22 protein-coding genes and 1 riboswitch are annotated in these 20,106 nt (G+C 61.9%); of the genes, 4 read left to right on the top strand and 18 right to left on the bottom strand.

Annotated elements, in window-relative coordinates:
• Nucleotides 1-10: 10 nt before the first annotated feature.
• From KHO31_RS30420 to KHO31_RS30480, 13 genes are all read right to left on the bottom strand, one after another.
• Nucleotides 11-1,033 (bottom strand): amidohydrolase family protein, encoded by a 1,023-nt coding sequence (locus KHO31_RS30420; protein WP_211624829.1) that lies wholly within the window; start codon nucleotides 1,031-1,033, stop codon nucleotides 11-13.
• Between the two features lie 16 nt (nucleotides 1,034-1,049).
• A complete protein-coding gene (locus KHO31_RS30425) occupies nucleotides 1,050-1,574 on the bottom strand; it encodes a 3-hydroxyanthranilate 3,4-dioxygenase (RefSeq protein WP_201075506.1) in 525 nt (174 codons plus the stop codon).
• Nucleotides 1,575-1,606: 32 nt separating this feature from the next.
• Complete coding sequence (locus KHO31_RS30430) at nucleotides 1,607-2,038, bottom strand: RidA family protein (RefSeq protein ID WP_201075509.1); 432 nt, start codon at nucleotides 2,036-2,038, stop codon at nucleotides 1,607-1,609.
• Nucleotides 2,035-2,808: a 2-keto-4-pentenoate hydratase gene (locus KHO31_RS30435; RefSeq protein ID WP_201075512.1), complete on the bottom strand. Its 774-nt coding sequence runs from the start codon at nucleotides 2,806-2,808 to the stop codon at nucleotides 2,035-2,037. Before KHO31_RS30435 ends, KHO31_RS30430 begins: the two co-directional genes overlap by 4 nt.
• Complete coding sequence (gene dmpG / locus KHO31_RS30440) at nucleotides 2,805-3,848, bottom strand: 4-hydroxy-2-oxovalerate aldolase (RefSeq protein ID WP_201075514.1); 1,044 nt, start codon at nucleotides 3,846-3,848, stop codon at nucleotides 2,805-2,807. The genes KHO31_RS30435 and dmpG overlap by 4 nt, the downstream gene beginning before the upstream one ends.
• A gap of 13 nt (nucleotides 3,849-3,861) precedes the next feature.
• Complete coding sequence (locus KHO31_RS30445; protein ID WP_211624838.1) at nucleotides 3,862-4,806, bottom strand: acetaldehyde dehydrogenase (acetylating); 945 nt, start codon at nucleotides 4,804-4,806, stop codon at nucleotides 3,862-3,864.
• A gap of 11 nt (nucleotides 4,807-4,817) precedes the next feature.
• Entirely contained in the window at nucleotides 4,818-5,639 is an 822-nt protein-coding gene (locus KHO31_RS30450; RefSeq protein ID WP_201075521.1) for a fumarylacetoacetate hydrolase family protein, read from the bottom strand.
• Entirely contained in the window at nucleotides 5,636-7,126 is a 1,491-nt protein-coding gene (locus KHO31_RS30455) for a 2-hydroxymuconic semialdehyde dehydrogenase (protein WP_201075522.1), read from the bottom strand. The genes KHO31_RS30450 and KHO31_RS30455 overlap by 4 nt, the downstream gene beginning before the upstream one ends.
• Nucleotides 7,127-8,048: 922 nt before the next feature.
• The gene (locus KHO31_RS30460) at nucleotides 8,049-8,477 is read right to left on the bottom strand and encodes a response regulator (RefSeq protein ID WP_201075524.1); all 429 of its coding nucleotides are present in this window, start codon (nucleotides 8,475-8,477) and stop codon (nucleotides 8,049-8,051) included.
• Between the two features lie 20 nt (nucleotides 8,478-8,497).
• Nucleotides 8,498-9,130 (bottom strand): response regulator, encoded by a 633-nt coding sequence (locus KHO31_RS30465; RefSeq protein ID WP_201075527.1) that lies wholly within the window; start codon nucleotides 9,128-9,130, stop codon nucleotides 8,498-8,500.
• Between the two features lie 233 nt (nucleotides 9,131-9,363).
• A complete protein-coding gene (locus KHO31_RS30470) occupies nucleotides 9,364-9,936 on the bottom strand; it encodes a ferritin-like domain-containing protein (protein WP_201075529.1) in 573 nt (190 codons plus the stop codon).
• A gap of 86 nt (nucleotides 9,937-10,022) precedes the next feature.
• Nucleotides 10,023-10,184, bottom strand: a complete 162-nt coding sequence (locus tag KHO31_RS30475) for a DUF1328 domain-containing protein (protein WP_064506452.1) — start codon at nucleotides 10,182-10,184, stop codon at nucleotides 10,023-10,025.
• Between the two features lie 112 nt (nucleotides 10,185-10,296).
• Nucleotides 10,297-10,473 (bottom strand): DUF1328 domain-containing protein, encoded by a 177-nt coding sequence (locus KHO31_RS30480; RefSeq protein WP_201075532.1) that lies wholly within the window; start codon nucleotides 10,471-10,473, stop codon nucleotides 10,297-10,299.
• Nucleotides 10,474-10,685: 212 nt separating this feature from the next.
• On the opposite strand from KHO31_RS30480, the gene KHO31_RS30485 reads away from it, so the two are divergent.
• The 3 genes from KHO31_RS30485 (at nucleotide 10,686) to KHO31_RS30495 (ending at nucleotide 14,841) form a co-directional block, all read left to right on the top strand.
• Nucleotides 10,686-12,173 carry a sensor histidine kinase gene (locus tag KHO31_RS30485; RefSeq protein WP_201075657.1) on the top strand — a complete coding sequence of 496 codons (1,488 nt, stop codon included), beginning with the start codon at nucleotides 10,686-10,688 and terminating at the stop codon, nucleotides 12,171-12,173.
• 234 nt (nucleotides 12,174-12,407) lie between these two features.
• Nucleotides 12,408-12,542 carry an entericidin A/B family lipoprotein gene (locus tag KHO31_RS30490; protein WP_201075535.1) on the top strand — a complete coding sequence of 45 codons (135 nt, stop codon included), beginning with the start codon at nucleotides 12,408-12,410 and terminating at the stop codon, nucleotides 12,540-12,542.
• Nucleotides 12,543-12,741: 199 nt separating this feature from the next.
• Nucleotides 12,742-14,841 carry an NADPH-dependent 2,4-dienoyl-CoA reductase gene (locus KHO31_RS30495; protein WP_201075537.1) on the top strand — a complete coding sequence of 700 codons (2,100 nt, stop codon included), beginning with the start codon at nucleotides 12,742-12,744 and terminating at the stop codon, nucleotides 14,839-14,841.
• Between the two features lie 21 nt (nucleotides 14,842-14,862).
• Here the strand turns inward: KHO31_RS30495 and KHO31_RS30500 are convergent, their stop codons facing one another.
• The 5 genes from KHO31_RS30500 to KHO31_RS30520 form a co-directional block, all read right to left on the bottom strand.
• The gene (locus KHO31_RS30500) at nucleotides 14,863-15,780 is read right to left on the bottom strand and encodes an EamA family transporter (protein ID WP_201075539.1); all 918 of its coding nucleotides are present in this window, start codon (nucleotides 15,778-15,780) and stop codon (nucleotides 14,863-14,865) included.
• 367 nt (nucleotides 15,781-16,147) lie between these two features.
• Nucleotides 16,148-16,381: a pentapeptide MXKDX repeat protein gene (locus tag KHO31_RS30505; RefSeq protein WP_201075542.1), complete on the bottom strand. Its 234-nt coding sequence runs from the start codon at nucleotides 16,379-16,381 to the stop codon at nucleotides 16,148-16,150.
• Nucleotides 16,382-16,501: 120 nt separating this feature from the next.
• Nucleotides 16,502-17,305: a molybdopterin-dependent oxidoreductase gene (locus KHO31_RS30510; RefSeq protein WP_201075544.1), complete on the bottom strand. Its 804-nt coding sequence runs from the start codon at nucleotides 17,303-17,305 to the stop codon at nucleotides 16,502-16,504.
• A gap of 50 nt (nucleotides 17,306-17,355) precedes the next feature.
• A complete protein-coding gene (locus tag KHO31_RS30515; protein WP_201140646.1) occupies nucleotides 17,356-17,994 on the bottom strand; it encodes a cytochrome b/b6 domain-containing protein in 639 nt (212 codons plus the stop codon).
• A gap of 45 nt (nucleotides 17,995-18,039) precedes the next feature.
• The gene (locus KHO31_RS30520; protein ID WP_201075547.1) at nucleotides 18,040-18,870 is read right to left on the bottom strand and encodes a DUF1223 domain-containing protein; all 831 of its coding nucleotides are present in this window, start codon (nucleotides 18,868-18,870) and stop codon (nucleotides 18,040-18,042) included.
• A gap of 546 nt (nucleotides 18,871-19,416) precedes the next feature.
• Between KHO31_RS30520 and KHO31_RS30525 the strand changes: the two genes are divergently transcribed.
• Nucleotides 19,417-19,827, top strand: a complete 411-nt coding sequence (locus KHO31_RS30525) for a GreA/GreB family elongation factor (RefSeq protein WP_201075548.1) — start codon at nucleotides 19,417-19,419, stop codon at nucleotides 19,825-19,827.
• A 154-nt stretch (nucleotides 19,828-19,981) separates the two neighbouring features.
• Nucleotides 19,982-20,100, top strand: a riboswitch (TPP riboswitch).
• The last annotated feature ends 6 nt before the right edge of the window (nucleotides 20,101-20,106 follow it).

Raw genomic sequence — 20,106 nt, forward strand, 5'->3', positions numbered from 1 at the left:
CGCGAGCTGCCTAGGCGGCGTGAGCAACTGTCGTGGGCAAATCGAAAAAGCGCTGAGCGTTGGTGCCGAGAATCTTCGTCTTGGCCGTGTCGCTCAGTTGCGGATGATGCGCGACCAGGTCGCCGATCTTCTGCTCGCCGAGCGGAAACGGATAGTCGGAGCCGAGCAGGACGCGGTCCTCGCCCATCGTCTCGACCAGCAAGCGCAACGCACCCTGGTCGAACACCGCGCTATCCACGTAAAAGCGGTCGAGATACGACACCGGGGCATTGGGGCAATCCTCGCGCACAATGTCGCGTTGCTCCCACGCGTTCTGCACACGGCCAAGCAGGAAGGCGAAGCTGCCGCCGCCATGCGCGAAACACAGCTTCAGCGATTTCGGAATCCGCTCGAATGCGCCCGACAAAATCAACGACACCATGCTCAATTGCGTTTCCGCCGGCATCGCGACGAGCCACGGCAGCATCCACTTCTTCATGCGGCCGTCGGTCATCATGTCCCACGGATGGACCAGCACCGGAATGCCGTCGTTCGCGCAGTGCGTGAGGAAGGTGACGAGATGCTCATCGTCGAGATCGCGTGGGCCGAGATGATTGCCGATCTGCACGCCGCGGTGGCCTGCACGATGGGCACGCGTGGCCTCGCGGCACGCGAGGTCGATGTCCTGCAGCGGGACTTGCGCCAGCGCCATCAGACGTTGCGGCGCATGCGCGCAAAGTTCGAGGGCGTGATCGTTCATCCGCGCAGCCCAGTTGTGCGCGGCGGATGCATCGTAGCGATAGCCGAACATCACGGGCGTCGCGCACATCAGTTGGATGTTGACGCCGAGCGCGTCCATTTCAGCAATCCGCGCGGCCGGGTCCCATAGCGCGCGATACACCGGACGAAAGCTCTTCTCGCCGGTCATGATCATGCCGCGTTCGCCGTCCGCGTCGATTCTGAGCCACGGCGCGTGTTCCGCGTCGAGGCGTGCGGCTTCTTCCCGCGCGATCGGCGGGAAGAAGTGGGAATGCATGTCGATTCGAAGTGTCATCGTGATTCTGTTTTGTTTAGACGGCGCGACCGGGGTGGACATGGCCGCAATGCGCGCAGCGGCGTTTCTCTTCCGAGGCGTAGAAGGCGTTGAAAAGCGGCGGCAGATCGGTGACGATGCTTTTCAGCTGAACCTCGACGCGGTAGACGAGATGGCCGCAGTCGTCGCAATACCATTCGAAGCCGTCGACCACACCTTGCGGGCGTTGCCGCTCGATGACGAGGCAGACGCTGCCCGCTTCCGGCCGCTGCGGCGAATGACGCACATGCGGCGGCAGTAGAAACACGTCCCCTTCTTTCAGATCGACGCGCTCGCGCTTGCCGTCGATCCACAAATACAGGTACGCGTTGCCGCGCAACTGATAGAAGAACTCCTCGAGCGGATCGTCGTGGTAATCGGTCCGGTGGTTCGGGCCACCCACGACCGTGACGATAAAATCGCTGTCCTGCCACACCTGCTGGTTGCCGACGGGCGGCTTTAGCAGATGTGCGTGATCGTCGATCCAGCGCTGGAAATTGAACGGTTTGCCGTACGTGAGCATGGCTGTCTCTATCGTTAGTTTTCTACGCGAGTTTATTTTTTCGGTGCATATGCAATCGCCTTCATCTCGATCAGCAGATGCGGATGGGGCAATTGATGCACAGCGACTGTCGTGCGCGTCGGACCGGTTTCATCGAAGTACTCGCCGTACACGGCGTTATAGCCGCCGAAGTCGTTCATGTTGACGAGGAACGACGAGATCTCGACGAGGTTCGACAGGTCCGCGCCTTCACTCTGAAGAATATCGCGAATGTTCTCGATCACCACGCGAGTTTGCTCACGAATATCGAGTTGCACGGTGCCGAGTTCATCGGCGGAAGCGCCCGCGATCGTATTGTCCGGGCGACGCGAACTGGTGCCGGAGACGAACAGGAAGTCGCCCGCCCGCGTCACATGCGGAAAACGGCCACGCGGTTTGGCTTTGCCGGGCACGACGCGCCCTTGAATGGTCGGTTCGTTGGTCATGAGAGTCGATAAGTGGTGAATTCGGTGCTGCCGAGGCCGTTGACGACACAATGCACGTGCGCGTCGGCGGGCAGCGGATGGGCGGCGGTAGCAGCGCCCGCCATGATCAGCGCGCCGGCCGGCAATACCAGGCCGCTTTGCGCGATCAGACGCGAGGCCTGCACGATCGAACGCAAGGGATCGCCGAGAATCGCCGCGGTCGAGCCGGCTTGCACGATGCGGCCGTCGAGTCGCATCGTCACGCCCGCATTGCGCAGACCGTCGAAGCGTTGGGTCCACGGGCCGATCACCAGCCCCGCCGAGGAGCAGTTATCGGCGACTACATCCTCAAGCGTGAATTTGAAATCACGGTAGCGCGAATCGATGATCTCCATCGCAGGAGCCACCGCTTCCAGATAGCGCGACGCTTCCAGCATGGTCAACGGACGGTCGATCTCACGGCTCGTCAAAAAACAGACTTCCGGTTCGACACGCGGATGAATGAAGCGATCGAGCGCGATGCGGCCGCCGTCTTCATCGAGCATCGCATCGGTCAGCCAGCCCCAGATCAGGCTATCGACGCCCATCTGGATCATCTTCGCGCGGCTCGTAAAGCCGAGCTTCACGCCGACCATGCTTTCACCACGATGAATGCGCCGTTCGATCGACGCGCGCTGAATCCCGTAGGCGTCATCCAGCGAAAACGGCGTGCAGGTAGTGAGCTGCGCGATCGGTTGCGCGTGGCGTGCGGCGTCGTCGATACGTTGCGCCATAGCGTCGAGATCGATCATGCGGCCGCCTTCTGTGCGAGCTCGCGCGCCTTCAGCATATCCAGCGCGACGTCGACGATCATGTCTTCCTGGCCGCCGACCATGCGGCGCTTGCCGAGTTCGACCATGATGTCGAACGCCGACAAACCGTATTTCGCCGCAGCGGCTTCCGTATGACGCAGGAAGCTCGAATACACGCCGGCGTAGCCAAGCGCCAGCGTTTCACGATCCACACGCACGGGCCGCTCCTGCAACGGACGCACGATATCTTCCGCGGCATCGATCAGTTTCTTCACGTCGCAGCCGTGATTGAGCTTCATCCGGTCGACCGCGGCGATGAACACTTCGAGCGGCGCGTTGCCTGCACCCGCCCCCATGCCGGTCAGCGATGCATCGATGCGGTCACAACCATGTTCGAGCGCGACCACGGAATTCGCCACACCCAGCGACAGATTGTGGTGCGCGTGCATACCCGTTTGCGTCGCGGGATCCAGCACGGCCTTGAAAGCATCGAAACGCTCGGCGACGTCACGCATATTCAGCGCGCCGCCCGAATCGACCACGTACACGCATTGCGCGCCGTAGCTTTCCATCAGCTTCGCCTGCTTCGCCAATGCGTCCGGCGTGGTCATATGCGACATCATCAGGAACCCGACGGTGTCCATGCCGAGCGAGCGCGCGTACTCGATGTGCTGCTTCGAGATATCCGCTTCGGTGCAATGCGTGGCGATCCGCACGATGCGCGCGCCGGCGTCGTACGCCGCCCGCAGATCGTGGACGGTGCCGATGCCAGGCAGCAACAGCGTCGCCACCTGCGCGCGCTTCACCGTCCCCGCGACGGCTTCGATCCATTCGAGATCGGTATGTGCGCCGAAACCGTAATTGAAGCTGGAACCCGAGAGACCATCGCCGTGCGCGACTTCGATACTGTCGACGCCGGCTTCATCGAGCGCTTGCGCGATCGCTACAGCGTTGTCCAACGAGTACTGGTGACGAATCGCGTGCATGCCGTCGCGCAGTGTCACATCCGACACGTAGATTGTCTTGTTGCTATCGGTCATTGCGTCGCTCCTTTCACGCTGTGACGCGGTTGGCCGCGATCTGTTCGGCTGCGGCCAGCGCCGCCGACGTCATAATGTCGAGATTGCCCGCATACGAAGGCAGATAATGCGCGGCGCCCTCCACTTCAAGGAACACGCTCACCTTCAGACCCGCGCGGCGCTCGTTCGCATGCAAGGCGAGCGGGTTCGCCGCCGTGTAGCGGTCGAACTGCACCGCCTGCTTCAGACGATAGCCGGGCACGTAGCTCGCCACCGCCGCGACCATCGCGTGAATCGAGCTTTCGATTTCGCCAGTATCGGCGTCTTCTTCGGTCAGGCAGTAGACGGTGTCGCGCATCATCAGCGGCGGCTCGGCCGGATTGAGCACGATGATCGCCTTGCCGCGCGCCGCCCCGCCGACGGTTTCGATCGCCTTCGAGGTGGTCTCGGTGAATTCGTCGATATTGGCGCGCGTGCCCGGGCCCGCTGAGCGACTGGCAATCGATGCGACGATTTCGGCATACCGCACCGGTGCCACGCGAGATACGGCGTGGACGATTGGAATCGTCGCCTGGCCGCCGCACGTGACCATGTTCAGATTTGGCGCGTCGAGATGCGCGAACAGATTCACTACCGGCACCACGAACGGCCCGATGGCGGCCGGCGTCAGATCGATCACCGTGACGCCGTGTTCGCGCAGCACAGCAGCATGGCGATGATGTGCGCCAGCGGAGGTCGCGTCGAACGCAATGCGAATATCGCCGAAGTTCGGCATGCTCACGAGGCCGTCGATCCCCTGCGCCGTGGTCGGCACACCGAGCCGTTCGGCACGCGCCAGACCGTCCGAAGCCGGATCGATGCCGACCATCGCACCCATTTCGAGGTGCTTCGCGTTACGCAGCACCTTGATCATCAAATCGGTGCCGATGTTGCCGGAGCCGATGATGGCGACGGCCTGCTTGTCTTGCTGATGGTGCATGGCGTTCCCGGTCATGATGCGGATTCAGGATGGTGAGCAAAACTCGCGCTCACGGAGCCGAGTCCCTCGATATGAGCAGTGAAGACGTCGCCGGCATTCACGCCGACCATCGGTCCGAGTGCACCGGTCAGCACGATATCGCCCGCTTTCAGCGACGCACCGACTCGCGTCATCGTGTTGGCGAGCCACACCGCCGCGTAGAGCGGATTGCCAAGACAAGCCGCACCGACGCCCACGCTCACCTGATCGCCGCGCCGCTCCATCACCATGCCGCAGTTGATGACGTCGAAGGCATCGAGTTTGACGGGACGATTGCCGAGCACGAATAGACCGCTCGACGCGTTGTCGGCCACCGTGTCCGTCAACCGGATATCCCAATTGGCGATCCGGCTGCCGACGATCTCGATGGCGGACAACGCATAAGCGGTTGCGCCGATCAGGTCGGCAATCGTGTGCCGTTCGTGGGGCAGATCATGCGCGAGCACCAACGCGATCTCCGCTTCCACTTTGGGTTGCTGCGTGCGCGACATCGCGATCTCTTCACCGTCGGCAATCGACATATCGTCGAATAGCATGCCGAAATCCGGTTGATCGACGCCGAGTTGCGCTTGCACGGCTTTCGACGTGAGGCCGATCTTGCGCCCCACTAGCCGGCGGCCGGTTGCGAGCTTGCGTTCGGTGTTCAGACGCTGCACCGCGTAAGCGGCTTCGAGCGCATCGCCACCAAGCTCCGCGATGGCTGTGCGCACCGGTGCGACGGGCGCGTCGTTCTGCTGCGCCTGCCAGAGTGCGTGAGCAATCTGCTGCGCCGCGTTCAGATCGATTTCGCTCATGCGATCCTCACGCAAACGTTGGTCAGTTCCGAGTAGAAGTCGAGCGAATGACGCCCGCCTTCACGACCGATGCCCGAGAGCTTGGTGCCGCCGAACGGTGTGCGCAGATCGCGCACAAACCAGGCATTGACCCAAACGATGCCGGTTTCGATTTGCCGCGCGACGCGATGGCCGCGCGAGAGTTGCGTCGTCCAGATGCTCGCGGCAAGGCCGTAAGCGCTATCGTTCACGCGGCCGATCACTTCGTCTTCGCTATCGAAGGGCGCAATGTGGCAGACAGGTCCGAAGATTTCTTCTTTGACGCAGCGTGCATCGTCTGACAGACCGGTCCAGATCGTCGGCTTGACGAACGCACCCTGATCGCGCTCATCGCCGAATTGCGGAACGTTGCCGCCGGTCACGACGGTTGCGCCCTCTTCGACTGCCAGACGGAAATACGACAACACCTTCTCGCGATGACCACGAGAGATCAGCGGGCCCATTGTGGTGGCGGGATCGTCGGGGGCGCCGACCTGCAGCGCCTCGGTTTTTTCCTTCAACGCGGCAACGAAGCGTTCGAAGATCGGCCGCTCGACGTACACGCGTTCACTGCACAGACAAACCTGCCCAGCGTTCGTGAAGCTCGACTTCAGCACACCGGCGACGGCAGCGTCGAAGTCCGCATCGGCGAACACCACGGCGGCGTTCTTGCCGCCGAGTTCGAACGAGATTTCCTTCACCCCGTCCGCGACGGTCTTCATGATCGTGCTGCCGGTACGCGATTCACCGGTGAATGTGATCGCGCTGATGTCCGGGTGACGCGTAAGGAACTCGCCGGCCGCATTCGGCCCGTGGCCGTGGATCAGGTTGAACACGCCGGGCGGCAGACCGATGTCGTGCATGACTTCGGCGAGCAGCGTGGCTGAGCTGGGCGTTTCTTCCGAGGGCTTGGCGACGACGCAGTTGCCCATTGCGAGGGCTGGCGCGACTTTCCACGTGAACAGCAGCAGCGGCAGATTCCACGGCGAGATGATGCCGACTACACCGAGCGGTTTGCGCGTGACGTAGTTGATCAGTTCGCTGCCATCCGCTGCATGCGTTTCGAAGAACTCGCTATTTGCGGTGCGGATGAGATCCGCAAAAGTGCGGAAGTTCGCGATGCCGCGGGCGATGTCGAGCTTGCGGGCTTGCTCCAGTGGGCGCCCGGTGTCGGCCACTTCTGCCGCGACGAAATCGTCGAAGCGGGCTTGTATGCGGTCGGCGATTTTATGAAGCCAGTCGGCGCGTTCAGCCGGTTTGGTGTTTCGCCAGCCGGCCCGTTGAGCGGCAGCTGCGGCGCGGACAGCGGCGTCGACGGTTGCGGCGTCGGCTTCGCAGACTTGCGCGAGTTCGCGGCCATCAACCGGGCTGATGTTGGGGAAAGTGGATGCAGTCGCAATGAATTCGCCGTTGATGTAATGGCGAAGTAAGGGTTGAGCGCGCTGCGCGGCGGCCGGGGTGAGGGTCACGACGTCTCCTGCTCGATTGAGGTGTTTGCAGGAGTCTAAAGGGGGGGCTCGCGGGGCGATAATCAAAGATTGGGTGGTGGGTATGCTAAAGGGGAATACCAGAGCCGGAGGTTTTTGCCTGCGGCGTGCTGTGTTTGTCGGTTTGCCTGCGGCGTTGGGGCTTGTTTGGTTTTTTGTGCCTGCTCGGCGCTTTGTGTCTGTGTTCTTATGGCGTTGGCCTTTCCTTGTATTGCTAGTGGTTTATTAGCGTTGCCCCTGTGCGGGGCGGCACCTACTTCTCTTTGCTGCTGCAAAGAGAAGTAGGCAAGAGAAAGCAGCTCACACCGCTAATTCTTAAGCGGGTCCCCTGGCTTGGAGGACGCAGTGGTGCATCTGGAATCCGTGCTCTCGCACATTCGGCGTGAGTGACAAGGCACTCATCAGCTCCCACTCCGCACTGCGTGCGTCGCGGACGGGTCTGCCAGGGAAACCAGGGCTTCGTTTTGGCGTGGTGGGAGCATCTGCTTCGCCTCGGCGAGGCGAGGCGCGGAACGCACGAACGCACGAACGCACGAACGCACGAACGCCATGGAATTCTGGAAGTGCCAGCGCGCCGAGTAAAGCAGAACCGCGAAAACGTAGCGGCTGGTTTTGTGAAGTGCGCTTCGGCGCGCGCAGCGTCGCCGGAAGAATGACTGCTGTGTCACTAACGCGGAGTGTGCGAGTGCACAGATTCCAGATGCACCACTACCGTGGCTGCGCGGGGGACCCGCTTAAGAATTAACGGTGTGAGCTGCTTTCTCTTGCCTACTTCTCTTTGCAGCAGCAAAGAGAAGTAGGTGCCGCCCCGCACAGGGGCAACGCTAATAGACCAATATCAATTCAAGGAAAGGCCAACGCCACAGGCATACAGACAATAAGCGCCGAACAGGCAAAAAAACCACTACCCAGCGCCCCGCGCAAAAGCATACTCATGCAACGCATCAACCACCCGATCAAACTCGAACGACTTATCGTAAAAGTGCCGAATGCCAAACTGCTCGCATCGTTCCCGATAAGCCGGCAACGCATGATTCGTCAACACGGCAGCAAAAATCGACTCAATCATCCCCTCGCGCTGCAAGTAAGCGAGCACAGGCACCCCTGACCCCTGCTTCAACTGCAAGTCCACAATCACCGCATCAAAAATCTCACCGTTCAACAGCGCAATCGCCTGATCGGCAGAATCCGCATACGCGGCCACCCGCAGCAAACCGGATGCATCGATCGCCTCAACCAGGCTCCTGCGGATCAAAGGCGAATCCTCGATCAACAGCACGCGCAACGGCGTACGACGGGCTGGCTCGGCAACACGGTTCGATTCGCTGTTCATCGCAGTATCTCGATCGTCCTCTATTCGATCAACCCGTTCTTGATCGCGTAATAAGTCAGATCGGCATTGTTCGCCAACCGCATCTTCTCCAACACGCGAGCCCGGTACGTACTCACGGTCTTCACGGACAAATGCAATTCCTCCGCAATGTCAGTCGGAATCTGTCCCGCCGCGAGCTTGCAGAAAATCTGGAACTCGCGCTCGGATAGCGCTTCGTGCGGCCGCCCCACGGCCGGCTTGTCGAGGTTGTCTGCCAGTGTGTCAGCTACCGCCTCCGACAGGTAACGATGCCCGCGCGCCACCGCGCGGATCGCCCGCACGATTTCCTCGGGCTCGCAGTCCTTGTTGAGGTAGCCGTTGGCGCCAGCGCGCAGCAGGTTGATCGCGTACTGGCTCTCCGGGTAGCCCGACAGAATCAGCACGCCCTGCTCCGGCCGCACCTGCTTGATCACACGCAAAGTGTCAATGCCGTTCTTGTCCGGCATCGCGATGTCGAGCAGCACCACGTCGAATGCCTGCTCCCGCACGAGGCTAATGGTTTCGTCGCCGGTGGCGGCTTCGGCCGCGACGCACATGTCCGGCTCGTCAGCGACGAACTGCCTGAAACCGCCTCGGACGATCGCATGATCGTCAGCTATCAACACTCGGATCATCGGTCGGGTATCCGTGCAGGAGGATTGCTCCAAAGCAGACATTGTAATGATCTCCGGCTGTGCCTTCACCGAAGCTGCGAAGCGACAGCGGTAGAAGTGGCGGATATTGCCAGCGCGGGAACCTATACAGCCCCTCCCGCGCCGTCAATCTCCGCCCGGACAGGCGCGGCGGTCAAAGCGACAATTCGCGCCACGCGAAGCCGGTGCTTGTCGACGTCCATTTTTCGACCTTGTTACTCGCGACCTTCGAGCAGGTCCGACATATCGTCGGCATGCTCTTCCTCAACAGCTAGAATTTCCTCGAACATACGGCGCGTTGTCACATCCTTCTCGCCGAGGTAGCGCACGATCTCGCGATACGTATCGATCGCAATACGCTCGGCAATCAGATTCTCGCGGATCATGTCCGTCAGACTGTCACCCTCCTTGTATTCCGAATGCGAACGCGTCTTCAGACCGTCCGGCGCAAAATCCGGCTCGCCGCCAAGCTGCACGATGCGCTCGGCGATGCGGTCGGCGTGCTCCTGCTCTTCTGCCGCATGCTGCGCGAATTCGGCTGCCACGCCCTCGGAGTTGATGCCCTTGGCCATGAAATGATGCCGTTTATAGCGCAGTACGCAAACGATTTCGGTGGCCAGCGAGTCGTTGAGCAGTTTCAGCACCGTCTCACGGTCCGCACTGTAGCTTTGCGTGACCGCGCCGTCCGACATGTGCTTGCGCGCATCTTCGCGGATCTTTTTGATGTCCATCACGAACGGATCGCTGGATTGCGATGCCGCACTTTGGCCGCCATGTGACTTCGACATTGAATTTCTCCTTCATCCGGTATTGGGGAACTGTGTATCCCGCACGAATCGCGCCTGATACGCCGGTAAAAGAACGGGGTGTTCATCTACGTTCGGATTACACCGAGCAGCAGCGTGACGACGAACACGACAAGGAAGATATAGAACAGAATCTTCGCGATCTCCGCGGCACCCGCTGCGATTCCGGTAAAACCGAACACGGCGGCGATAATCGCAATCACGAAAAAAACGATGGCGTAGTGAAGCATGGCGACTCTCCTTCCCGTTGGTATTTGCCTGAAACGAAACTGAATCGAACCTGACGCGAACCGCTCCCTCACAACCGGTGAGAACGACACGCAAACGCCTCATCGAGCGGCGCTAATCGACGATTTTCTTCGTTATCACGAAGCCGAGTACGAGGAACACCACGCACAGAATCACGAACACGACAAACAGGAACTTCGCAATCGCAGCCGCACCTGCAGCTACGCCGGTAAAGCCGAGAAGGCCGGCGATCACCGCCACGACGGCGAAGAACAATGCCCATTTCAACATGATGGCTTCCTCCAGGATCAATCAATGAACGATCAGGTTCATCCTATCGGTGGGCGACGGCGGGCGCATTCCGACGCGCTCCGTTTTTCGTGTGAGAATCCGCTTACATTGGATTACTGCAGCGTTACGCCGCTTGCATCGGCTAGCCAGGCGCGGAAGTTGCGGCTCAAGGGGCAATACGCCCGCTCCATCGCCGACCCGGCGGAAGTTACATCGATGCCTTACTTCAGGAGCCGAAAGTGCTGAACGTGTCGAACACGCCGGAACCCGGGACCGCAGCGCGACTGAGCGGCTGGATGCGCAATCGCAGTTGGGCGATCGCGATGACAGTGGCGATCGTCATCACTGTCGGCGGGCTCGTGATTCTCGAAACCGCGCGCGAACGCATTGCCGCAGAATACGAAACGGCGCTTGAAGCGCGCGACGTCACCGTGCAACTGAGCACGCTCGCAAGCCAGCTATCCCGCCTCAGCGCACACCAGAGCGATTTTCTTCTGACGAAGCTGAACGCGTCCGCTCAAGGCTTTTGCGCGACCGCCACGCGGATCCGGCAGAACGAACAGCAGTTGGGCAGGTTCTACCGCGGCGGCAAGGCGGACAGCGTCGAGCTCGCGAGTTTCACCCAGATCGTCGCGCTCATCGAAGCGCGCATCGGTGCGGGTGCTGCTGCATTGCAACGCGCGGCACCGCAGCCGCTCGATCTCTCCGCCTGCGGCAATGCGAGCGACGCCAATCCCGCCGACGCCACATTGGTCGACAACACCCTCTCGCTGCTGCGCGACAACGAGGAGCGCCGCGCGCAGCACGCCCTCGATGCAAGCCGCGCCGACCAGCGCATCTCCACGCTGTGCGCGGCCGGGCTGTCCGCGCTGAACATCGTTCTGTTCATCCTGCTGTTTCGCAATCTCGGCATCCAGATGGATCGGCAGGCTCGCGTGCAGCGTCGGTTGATCACGCAACAGGAAGAGCTCGACCAGCTCGTCAACGAGCGCACGCGTCAACTTGAAGCACTGGGCTGGCACTTGCAGGCCGTCAGCGAAAACGAAAAGACGCAGCTCGCGCGTGAACTGCACGACGAACTCGGCGCAATTCTGACCGCGAGCAAAATGGATGTGGCCTGGGCTAACCGCAAACTGAAGGACAGCGACCCGGACGTCTCGGAGAAGCTCAGGCGCGCGCTCGCCAATCTCGACCAGGGCATTGCATTGAAGCGCCGCATCATCGAAGACATGCGGCCTACCGTGCTGGCGAACTTCGGGCTCGTCACCGCGCTGCGCACACTCGCCGACGAAGCCGCGCAGCGCAACAACTGGACGCTCGAATCGCACCTGCCCGCCGACGATATCCAGCTCGACGAGCAAACCGAGATCGCGCTTTTTCGCGTCGCGCAGGAGTCGCTGACGAACGCGGCCAAGTACGCGCGGGCCTCGAAGGTATCGATTGCCTTGCGGGTCGAGGACGGCCAGGTGGCCCTGCATATCGCGGACAACGGCGTCGGCATCATGCCGGCCGATCTGAAGCGCACCCACACCCACGGGCTGCTCGGCATGCGCCAGCGGGTCGCCGCGCACGGCGGGCGCTTCGATATTCGACGCGGTGTGCCGAGCGGCACCGACATTCATGTGGTGATGCCAAGTGTCAGCACGGCAACGCCATCAGTCGATCTGTCGCCGTCCGCACCGTCGCGAACGTCCCTCTAGCCAAGCTTTGCGGTGTATCGCGGAGGCCGTGTAGGAGTGCGCCGACGTGAACACCGGAGCACGCCTACAAAAAAATCGCAGCGCAACTGACAGCACCGCCATCGCCCTTTTTTTAACATGCAATCAGACCGGATCGACTGGCGTGAACCCCGGTCGGACGACAGCTAGCCGGGCTAGCGCGTGCCGTAGAACACGGGCACGTCAACCGATGCATTCTCGACAGGGAGAACTTTCATGAATCGATTGATCGCTTTGTTTCTCATTGCAGGGACGGCTGCGCTCGCGGGTTGCAACACGATGGCGGGGGCCGGGCAGGATATTTCGAAGGGCGGCAACGCCATCACGAATTCGGCCGAACAAGCCAAGTAAGTTAGCGACAACTCAACGACTGCCGGGCGCCTCGTGGCGCCTGGCGATGCAGATTTTCCACAGCCCGCCGCGGGAAACCGCCGCGGGTTCTCTTTATGTACAGTGCAACGAGTTGCGCGGATTAGAATTTTTCCTCGGAGAGTTGGCCCGTTGAGCGGTGTATTGTTCGTGCGCACCCAATACTTACACGGTCCCCTGCATGTCCTACCCACATTTACTCGCTGAGCTCGACCTCGGCTTTACCCGTTTGCGCAACCGCGTTGTGATGGGTTCGATGCACACCGGCATGGAGGACCGTTTCTGGAATTACCCGAAACTGGCCGAGTATTTTCGTGAGCGCGCGAAAGGCGGGGTCGGCCTGATCGTCACGGGCGGGATCTCGCCGAACCGGCAAGGCTGGCTGCTGCCCTTCGGCGGCACGCTGAACTCGGTGTTCGATCTGCGCAATCACCGCTTGCTGACCGAGGCCGTGCATGCCGAAGGCGGCAAGATCGCGTTGCAGATCCTGCATGCGGGCCGCTACGGGTACCAGCCATTCGTCGTGTCGGCGTCGGCGCTCAAATCGCCGATCTCGAAGTTCAAGCCACGCGCGCTCACCGAAGCCGGCATTGCGCGGACAGTGCGCGACTATGCGCGCTGCGCGCGCCTCGCCCAACGCGCCGGCTACGACGGCATCGAGATCATGGGCAGCGAAGGCTATCTGCTCAACCAGTTCCTGTGCCCGCGCACGAACCGGCGCACCGACCGCTACGGCGGCAGTATCGAAAACCGCATGCGGCTCGCGCGCGAGATTGTCGAGCGCGTGCGCGCAGCGTGCGGCGAACGCTTTATCGTGGTGTACCGGCTCTCGCTGATCGATCTGGTCGAAGGCGGCAACACCTGGGAAGAAACAGTGCAGGTGGCTCAGGCGCTTGAAGCCGCTGGCGTCACGATGTTCAACACGGGAATCGGCTGGCATGAAGCGCGCGTGCCGACTATCGTGACTTCCGTGCCACGTGCTGCTTTCGCAGCACTGAGCGCGCGGCTGAAGGCTGCGGTCAAGGTGCCGGTGATCGTGTCGAACCGCATCAATACACCCGAGGTCGCCGAAGAACTGCTCGCTCAGGGGGCGGGTGACCTGGTTTCGATGGCGAGGCCGCTCCTCGCCGACCCCGAGTTCGTGCGGAAGACCGCCGAAGGACGCGCGCACGAAATCAACACCTGTATCGCCTGCAATCAGGCCTGCCTCGATCACACGTTCAAGAACCAGCGTGCGACTTGCCTCGTCAATCCGCGTGCGGGACGCGAGACCGAACTGATCTATCGGCCGGTCGCAGGCGCACAGGCAGCGCGTTCGGTTGCAGTGGTCGGCGCGGGTCCGGCGGGACTTTCCGCGGCGACGGTTGCGGCATCGCGCGGGCATCGCGTGACGTTATTCGATGCGAGCGCAACGATCGGCGGTCAGTTCAATCTGGCGATGCGCGTGCCAGGCAAGGAAGAGTTCAGCGAAACCATCCGCTATTTTCAGAGCCAGTTGCAACGGCATGACGTCGACGTGCGGTTGGATACGCGCGTCGATCCGGCGCTGCTCGCCGCAGGCGGTTACGACGATGTGATCATCGCCACCGGCATCGTGCCGCGGAACCCGGCGATTGCCGGCATCGACGGGGCTAATGTGCTGTCTTACGTAGACGTGTTGCGGGGTGCGCCGGTCGGACGCCGCGTCGCGATGATCGGTGCGGGCGGGATCGGCTTCGATGTCAGTGAATTTTTGCTGCATCGTTCTGGCCATCCTCTGCCGATGCCGCGCGATGCGTGGCTCGACGAATGGGGTGTCGATCTCGCGGTGCGGGAACGCGGCGGTTTGAAACCGCCGGCACCGGTGCAGCCTATCCGCGAGATCTGGTTGCTGCAGCGCAAGCCAGGCAAACTCGGCATGGGGCTCGGCAAGACCTCAGGCTGGGTGCATCGCGCGACGCTGGCGAGAAACGGCGTGAAAATGCTTGGCGGCGTGTCGTATCTGGCGATCAGCGAGCGCGGTTTGAAGATTGCCCATGAAGGTGTCGAAGAATGGCTCGACGTGGACACGATCGTCGTGTGCGCGGGGCAGGAATCGTTGCGCGACCTGGTTCCAGAGACGGCGGCACGGGCGGCGGATAGGGCAAACGGTGCGAATGGGGCCGGCAGCGCGAACAGCGTGAAAAAACCCGATGGTGTGAATGGCCCGCGTTATCACGTGATCGGCGGCGCAAAGGTGGCGACCGAGCTGGACGCGAAACGTGCGATTCGCGAAGGCGCGGAAGTGGCGGCGGCGCTCTGACTCAGCGAACAGCCGCCCTCCTCAGGCGAGGCCCTTCTTCCGGTAATCGAACCAGAAAGACAGGCCCACGCTCGCCAGAATCACGATCGTCGCGATCACCGTCGAATGCGTGACCGGCTCGCCGAGCAACAACGCACCGAGCGCCACCGCGACTACCGGATTCACATACATGCAGCTGCTGGCGATGATCGGACTCGTATGCCGGATCAGAAAGCCGTACGCGACATAGGCGGTCATCGTCCCGATCAGCATCAGGTAGACGAAGGCCAGCAGCGGCAGAAAATGCACCTCCATCATCCGCTCGCCGGATACCCAGGCAACCATCGTCGACATCGCGCCGCCGAGACCGATCTGCAACGACGTCGACAAAAACAGGTCCGACGGCAACTTCAACCGTCCGGCCAGATGCGCGCCGCCTGCCCAGAAAAGCGCACCGCACAGGATCGCGAGGCTGCCGCCCGCGGATCCCGGCGCGCTGTCGCCGTGACTCAGAATCGCGATGCCGACCAGCCCGAGGCCGACCGCGAACCACTCGCCTCTGCCGATCTTGCGCCCCGCCACCGCCGCGATCACCGTCGCGAACAGCGGCACGGTCGCGACCATCACGGCCGCAGTGCCGGTGCCGACGGTGCGCATGCCGTAGGCCAGCATGCCGCTCGACAAGCCGACCAGCATCGTGCCGACCAGGCCGGCATTGCGGATTTCACCCGCGCTCGGCCAGACCGGATTGCGGCGCGCCGCGAAGATAAAAAGCCCTACCCCGGCAAACAGATTGCGCAGACCCGAGAGCAGCAAGGGCGGAAACGAACCGAGTGCGACGTGCACGGCGAGATAGGTCGAGCCCCACACGAGATAGACGACGGCGAGCGCGAGCGCGATCTGTCCATTGCGGGACTGCGGCAAACGGAGCGGAAAACGGCTGGGGAGTTGCGGCGCCATACGTTCAACCCGCCCATGCCGCTCGAGGTGCTGCGCCCCCGCTAAAAACCCTGTGTCGGGATGGCGGACACCGCATCGGCGATGCGGTCTGACGGGCGAGGCTGGCGGACATGTCGGTGGAACGGAAGGACAATAGATGGCCAATGGGGCCACAACGCCGCGGCGGTCGACAGAAATCGCTGCGCGGCTGACACACGCCAAATGTTCGGCGCGCATCGCATTATGCAGTAAGCACCCACCGCACCGGCTGAAAGAATCGTAACTTTTTTGCGTACTCGCAACAAAAAAACCGGGGACGTCTCCCCGGCTTTTGGACTTACCCGTGACACCGGCGCTGAAACTATGCAACCGGCATCGCCGGCGACGCTCAGTTGGCCATCGCGCCCGACGCTTCGTGCTTCATGCCCGTCGCGTCGCTGCCCTTTTTCATGGTGTCCTTCTTCATCGTGTCCTTCTTCATGCTGTCCTTCGACATGGTGTCTTTGGACATCGTGTCCTTGGACATTGCATCGTTGGACATTGCGCCGCTTGCCTGCGCGAACGCGGCGCCGCCGCTGGTCAGGAGGGCGACGGCCAGTGCTGCGATTGCGAATTTTTTCATGGATGACTCCGTTTCGTTATGGATGAATCTGAACCGGCTTCCAGAGGGTGCCGGGGTGTTTCCGAAGCTTCTGCCGCCCGGGGTCGCGCGTCCGTCTTTGCACGCGCCGACCCGCGCGCGTCAAGAGCCTCCGAACCAGTTGTAGCCCTGGTCGACCCAATAGCCGCCGGGAAACGTGTTGGTGACGAACATTTCGACGATGTGCTTCGGATTCTTGTAGCCGAGCTTGGTCGGCATGCGCAGCTTCATCGGGAAGCCGTATTTCGCGGGCAAACGTTCGCCGTCGTATTCGAAGGTCAGGAGCGTTTGCGGATGCAGCGCGGTCGGCATGTCGATGCTTTCGTAGTAGTCGTCGGCGCATTTGAAGCCGACGTACTTCGCGCTCGTGTCCGCGCCGATGCGCCGCAGGAAATCGGCAAACGGCGTGCCGCCCCAGCGGCCGATCGCGCTCCAGCCTTCCACGCAGATATGCCGCGTGATCTGCTCGGCGTGTGGCAGCGCGTACAACTCGGGCAAGGTCCAGACCCGCTGACCGGTCACCAGGCCGCTGATCTTCAGCTTGTAGTCGCTAGCATCGACATCGGGGACGTCTTCGATACCGTAGAACGCATTGAACGGGAATGGCCGCGTGATCTGCGCTTCGGTGTAGGTCGGCGCGAGTTGCTTCGGATCGAACAGTGCGGCTTGCGCGCGGTCGTTCAGGCGCGACACGGCCGTCAGGAACGCGTTGACCGATTTGTCGTCGGTCAGCGAGCAGCCGGTCAGCATCGACAGGCCGCCGAGCGTCAGTAGCCGCTTGCCGAACAGGCGCCGCGAGGGCATCGCGAGTTCGCGCCGGGCGTCGATCAGGATCGATTCGCGGTCGAGTTTATTGCCAGGCATAGGGGCGAGCTTTCGATCGGATTGAGTGTCGGGCTTGGTCATGATTCGATATCCTTAAGCTTTGCGTATCCGTGTGTCCGGGCATCCGCGGCTTAGCGTCCACGCAGCATCGCCAGCAGCGAGCGCGGCACGAGCGCCACCATCGCCAGATGCACGGCGATGAACGCAGCCATCAGCGACATGGCACAGAAGTGAACGATGCGCGCGTTGTCGTAGCCGCCCATCAGCTCGCGCAGCAGCGGAAACTGCACCGATTTCCAGATCGCGAGGCCCGAGAGCACCAGCACAATCAGATCGCAGACGACGAACAGATAAGCACATTTCTGCACCGCGTTATAGACGCGCAGATCGGCGTGCGAGAGCTTGCCGGTCAGTGCGGCGATGAAATCGTGCAGCACGGCGCGCGGCGAGACCGGCAGGAACTTGCGTATGAAGCGCCCGCTGACCAGGTTCAGCGCGAGATACAGCAGACCGTTGAAGACCAGCAGCCACATCGCCGCGAAGTGCCATTGCAGCGCGCCGCCGAGCCAGCCTCCGAGCGTGATTGCCGTGGGAAACGTAAAACCTTTGAAGACCGGCGACGCGTCATAGATGCGCCAGCCGGACAGCATCATCAGGATGGCCGCGAGTGCGTTGAGCCAGTGCGTGACGCGCACCCACACCGGATGAATCGTGCCGCTCTTCGGTGTGGCGGGTGGAGCGGTTTCGCTGAGAGCGTGAGGCGTTGCCATGAGAATCTCCGGTGAAATGAGGCGTGCCGCGAGGTCGTCGCGCGATCAATTGCAGGCGGCCAGTTCGGCCACTTGCAACACGTCGCCGGTTGCGGCGTTTTCGACGAAAGCGACGACGCCGAAGTTGTCAGCCGGGGCGTTGGCATCGGCATCGTCGATGCGGATATCGCGGCGGATCTGCGCGTTGCCGGCAACCAGCGGCACGGGGCCGATCCATTGCCGCACGACGCGTTCGTGATGCAGCGTTGCGCCGCTGTTTTCCCCGGCCCCGACCTGCGAGTTCAACGCATTCTGATAGACCGCGATGTAGGCATTCAGTTGTCCAGATGTGTCTGCTGCCTTGCTGGTGAATTGAGCATCGACATTGAAGGCGCCCTTTGCCTGCGGTTTCAATTCAAGCGCCACGTTCGCCAGCGCCGGTTCGGCAACGACCTTGCCGATGCGGCTCTGGAAACTGTCGCGTTGCGACCAGCTGCGCAATTCGCGGCCTGACACGAAGATCTCGGGCGTGTAGATGGTGTGGCCGCCGGCGAGATCAGTGAGCGTTTGCTGACGTTCGGTAAAGCGATGCTGCGAAAAACGGTCGGTCCAGCCAAGGCTGTTCCAGTAGTCCACGTGCAGGGCCAAAGGCACGATGCTTTGCGTTGCGCCGCTGTTTTTCCACTGGCTCAACCAGTTGTCGGCTGGCGGGCAACTGCTGCAGCCTTCGCTGCTGTAGAGCTCCACAAGCGCTACGCGGTGGGCTGGGCTGTGCGACGCGCATACCGCACCGGCGGCGGTTGCGAGGCCGCTGGCTGAGAGCGTTGTCAGCGCTACGGCCAGCGCGATTGCGCGGGTGACATATCGATTGGCTCGACGGGTTCGTGCGGTTTGCATGGCGTGCTCCATCAGGATCTGCACGTTTGTCGAACCACGAGACCGGTTATGACAGCCGGTTCTGATTTTTATTTTTGTTTGGGTTGTTCACCTGCGGGTGCGACCGTTCCATGAAGTCTATGCCTGCGGGGCGCGGTGTGTCTGTACGCTTGCGGGCGGGCACACCGCAACGCGTGTACACCGCACCTCCCAGCAGCGATTAAAGAGACGCCCGGGCCGTGCTAACATTCACCTTTCGATTGCGCCGATCAAGCTTTCTTTCCGGCGCTCACCCCAACACTTTTCGCTATCCGCCGGCTATCCCGATGCGCTTACCGTTTTCCCGTGCCCTCACCCGCTTGCGCCCCCGCCGCGCAACCGGTTGCGCGCGCGCGGACATCGCGACGCCGCACGCCGGCCAGCCGTCCCGAACGCTCCCGCTTCCCGCCGCCCGGCGCCCGATCTAACGCAAGCTCCCCTCCATCGCCGGGGCCGCGTCGTCGGGCTCCGGGCTGATCTCATCCGCACGCAGTCCCCTTATATGCAGATCGAAATGGAGAACCCGTCATGAAAAAGACGAAACCCTGTTACCTCACCGAACTCGACGTCGCACGTCTCGAAAAGCACGCAGCCGCGCCCGGCGCCGACGCCAAATTGCAAGACATGCTCGACGACGTCCTCGAGCGCGCCGTGATCGTCGAATCGCGCGACATCCCCGCGAACATCGTCACGATGAATTCGCAAGCCACCCTGATCGACGAAACCAGCGGCGAGCAAATGACCTGGACGGTTGTCTATCCGCCCAATGCGGACTTCGCGCTGGGCCGCCTGAACGTGTTTTCGCCGGTCGGTCTTGCGCTGCTCGGCGCCAAGCGCGGCGAACGCATCCGCTTCACGCCGCCGAGCGGCACGGAGAAAGTGCTGAAGCTCGAAAAAATCCTGTTCCAGCCCGAAGCAGCGGACGATTTCACGCTGTAAGCAAATCGCATTCGCGACGCAGAACTGCTGCGCTGCAGCATCCCCGGCAGCCCTATCACAATAAGAATAGCGCGTGGCTGACCGGCGTTATTTCAGACATTTGACTTTTTCAAGACGGGTTGCCAAGCAATGCCCGGGCGGTGTATCGTGTGCGCTGCTAACGCGGGGGTCCTGCGTCGCACGGAGGTTGGAGGTCCGTGTTGCGTGGGTGAGAAATACCCTTTGAACCTGATCTGGATAATGCCAGCGCAGGGAAGCGTACGGATTTCGCACCTGGTC

Source organism: Paraburkholderia domus, assembly GCF_905220705.1.
In the GTDB taxonomy this organism is placed as follows: domain Bacteria; phylum Pseudomonadota; class Gammaproteobacteria; order Burkholderiales; family Burkholderiaceae; genus Paraburkholderia; species Paraburkholderia domus.

Bases quoted from the DNA above. Each gene is read 5' to 3' on its own strand.
- KHO31_RS30420 (WP_211624829.1), bottom strand. From the start codon at position 1,033: ATGACACTTCGAATCGACATGCATTCCCACTTCTTCCCGCCGATCGCG.
- KHO31_RS30425 (WP_201075506.1), bottom strand. From the start codon at position 1,574: ATGCTCACGTACGGCAAACCGTTCAATTTCCAGCGCTGGATCGACGAT.
- KHO31_RS30430 (WP_201075509.1), bottom strand. From the start codon at position 2,038: ATGACCAACGAACCGACCATTCAAGGGCGCGTCGTGCCCGGCAAAGCC.
- KHO31_RS30435 (WP_201075512.1), bottom strand. From the start codon at position 2,808: ATGATCGATCTCGACGCTATGGCGCAACGTATCGACGACGCCGCACGC.
- dmpG (WP_201075514.1), bottom strand. From the start codon at position 3,848: ATGACCGATAGCAACAAGACAATCTACGTGTCGGATGTGACACTGCGC.
- KHO31_RS30445 (WP_211624838.1), bottom strand. From the start codon at position 4,806: ATGCACCATCAGCAAGACAAGCAGGCCGTCGCCATCATCGGCTCCGGC.
- KHO31_RS30450 (WP_201075521.1), bottom strand. From the start codon at position 5,639: ATGAGCGAAATCGATCTGAACGCGGCGCAGCAGATTGCTCACGCACTC.
- KHO31_RS30460 (WP_201075524.1), bottom strand. From the start codon at position 8,477: ATGAACAGCGAATCGAACCGTGTTGCCGAGCCAGCCCGTCGTACGCCG.
- KHO31_RS30465 (WP_201075527.1), bottom strand. From the start codon at position 9,130: ATGATCCGAGTGTTGATAGCTGACGATCATGCGATCGTCCGAGGCGGT.
- KHO31_RS30470 (WP_201075529.1), bottom strand. From the start codon at position 9,936: ATGTCGAAGTCACATGGCGGCCAAAGTGCGGCATCGCAATCCAGCGAT.
- KHO31_RS30475 (WP_064506452.1), bottom strand. From the start codon at position 10,184: ATGCTTCACTACGCCATCGTTTTTTTCGTGATTGCGATTATCGCCGCC.
- KHO31_RS30480 (WP_201075532.1), bottom strand. From the start codon at position 10,473: ATGTTGAAATGGGCATTGTTCTTCGCCGTCGTGGCGGTGATCGCCGGC.
- KHO31_RS30490 (WP_201075535.1), top strand. From the start codon at position 12,408: ATGAATCGATTGATCGCTTTGTTTCTCATTGCAGGGACGGCTGCGCTC.
- KHO31_RS30495 (WP_201075537.1), top strand. From the start codon at position 12,742: ATGTCCTACCCACATTTACTCGCTGAGCTCGACCTCGGCTTTACCCGT.
- KHO31_RS30500 (WP_201075539.1), bottom strand. From the start codon at position 15,780: ATGGCGCCGCAACTCCCCAGCCGTTTTCCGCTCCGTTTGCCGCAGTCC.
- KHO31_RS30505 (WP_201075542.1), bottom strand. From the start codon at position 16,381: ATGAAAAAATTCGCAATCGCAGCACTGGCCGTCGCCCTCCTGACCAGC.
- KHO31_RS30510 (WP_201075544.1), bottom strand. From the start codon at position 17,305: ATGACCAAGCCCGACACTCAATCCGATCGAAAGCTCGCCCCTATGCCT.
- KHO31_RS30515 (WP_201140646.1), bottom strand. From the start codon at position 17,994: ATGGCAACGCCTCACGCTCTCAGCGAAACCGCTCCACCCGCCACACCG.
- KHO31_RS30520 (WP_201075547.1), bottom strand. From the start codon at position 18,870: ATGCAAACCGCACGAACCCGTCGAGCCAATCGATATGTCACCCGCGCA.
- KHO31_RS30525 (WP_201075548.1), top strand. From the start codon at position 19,417: ATGAAAAAGACGAAACCCTGTTACCTCACCGAACTCGACGTCGCACGT.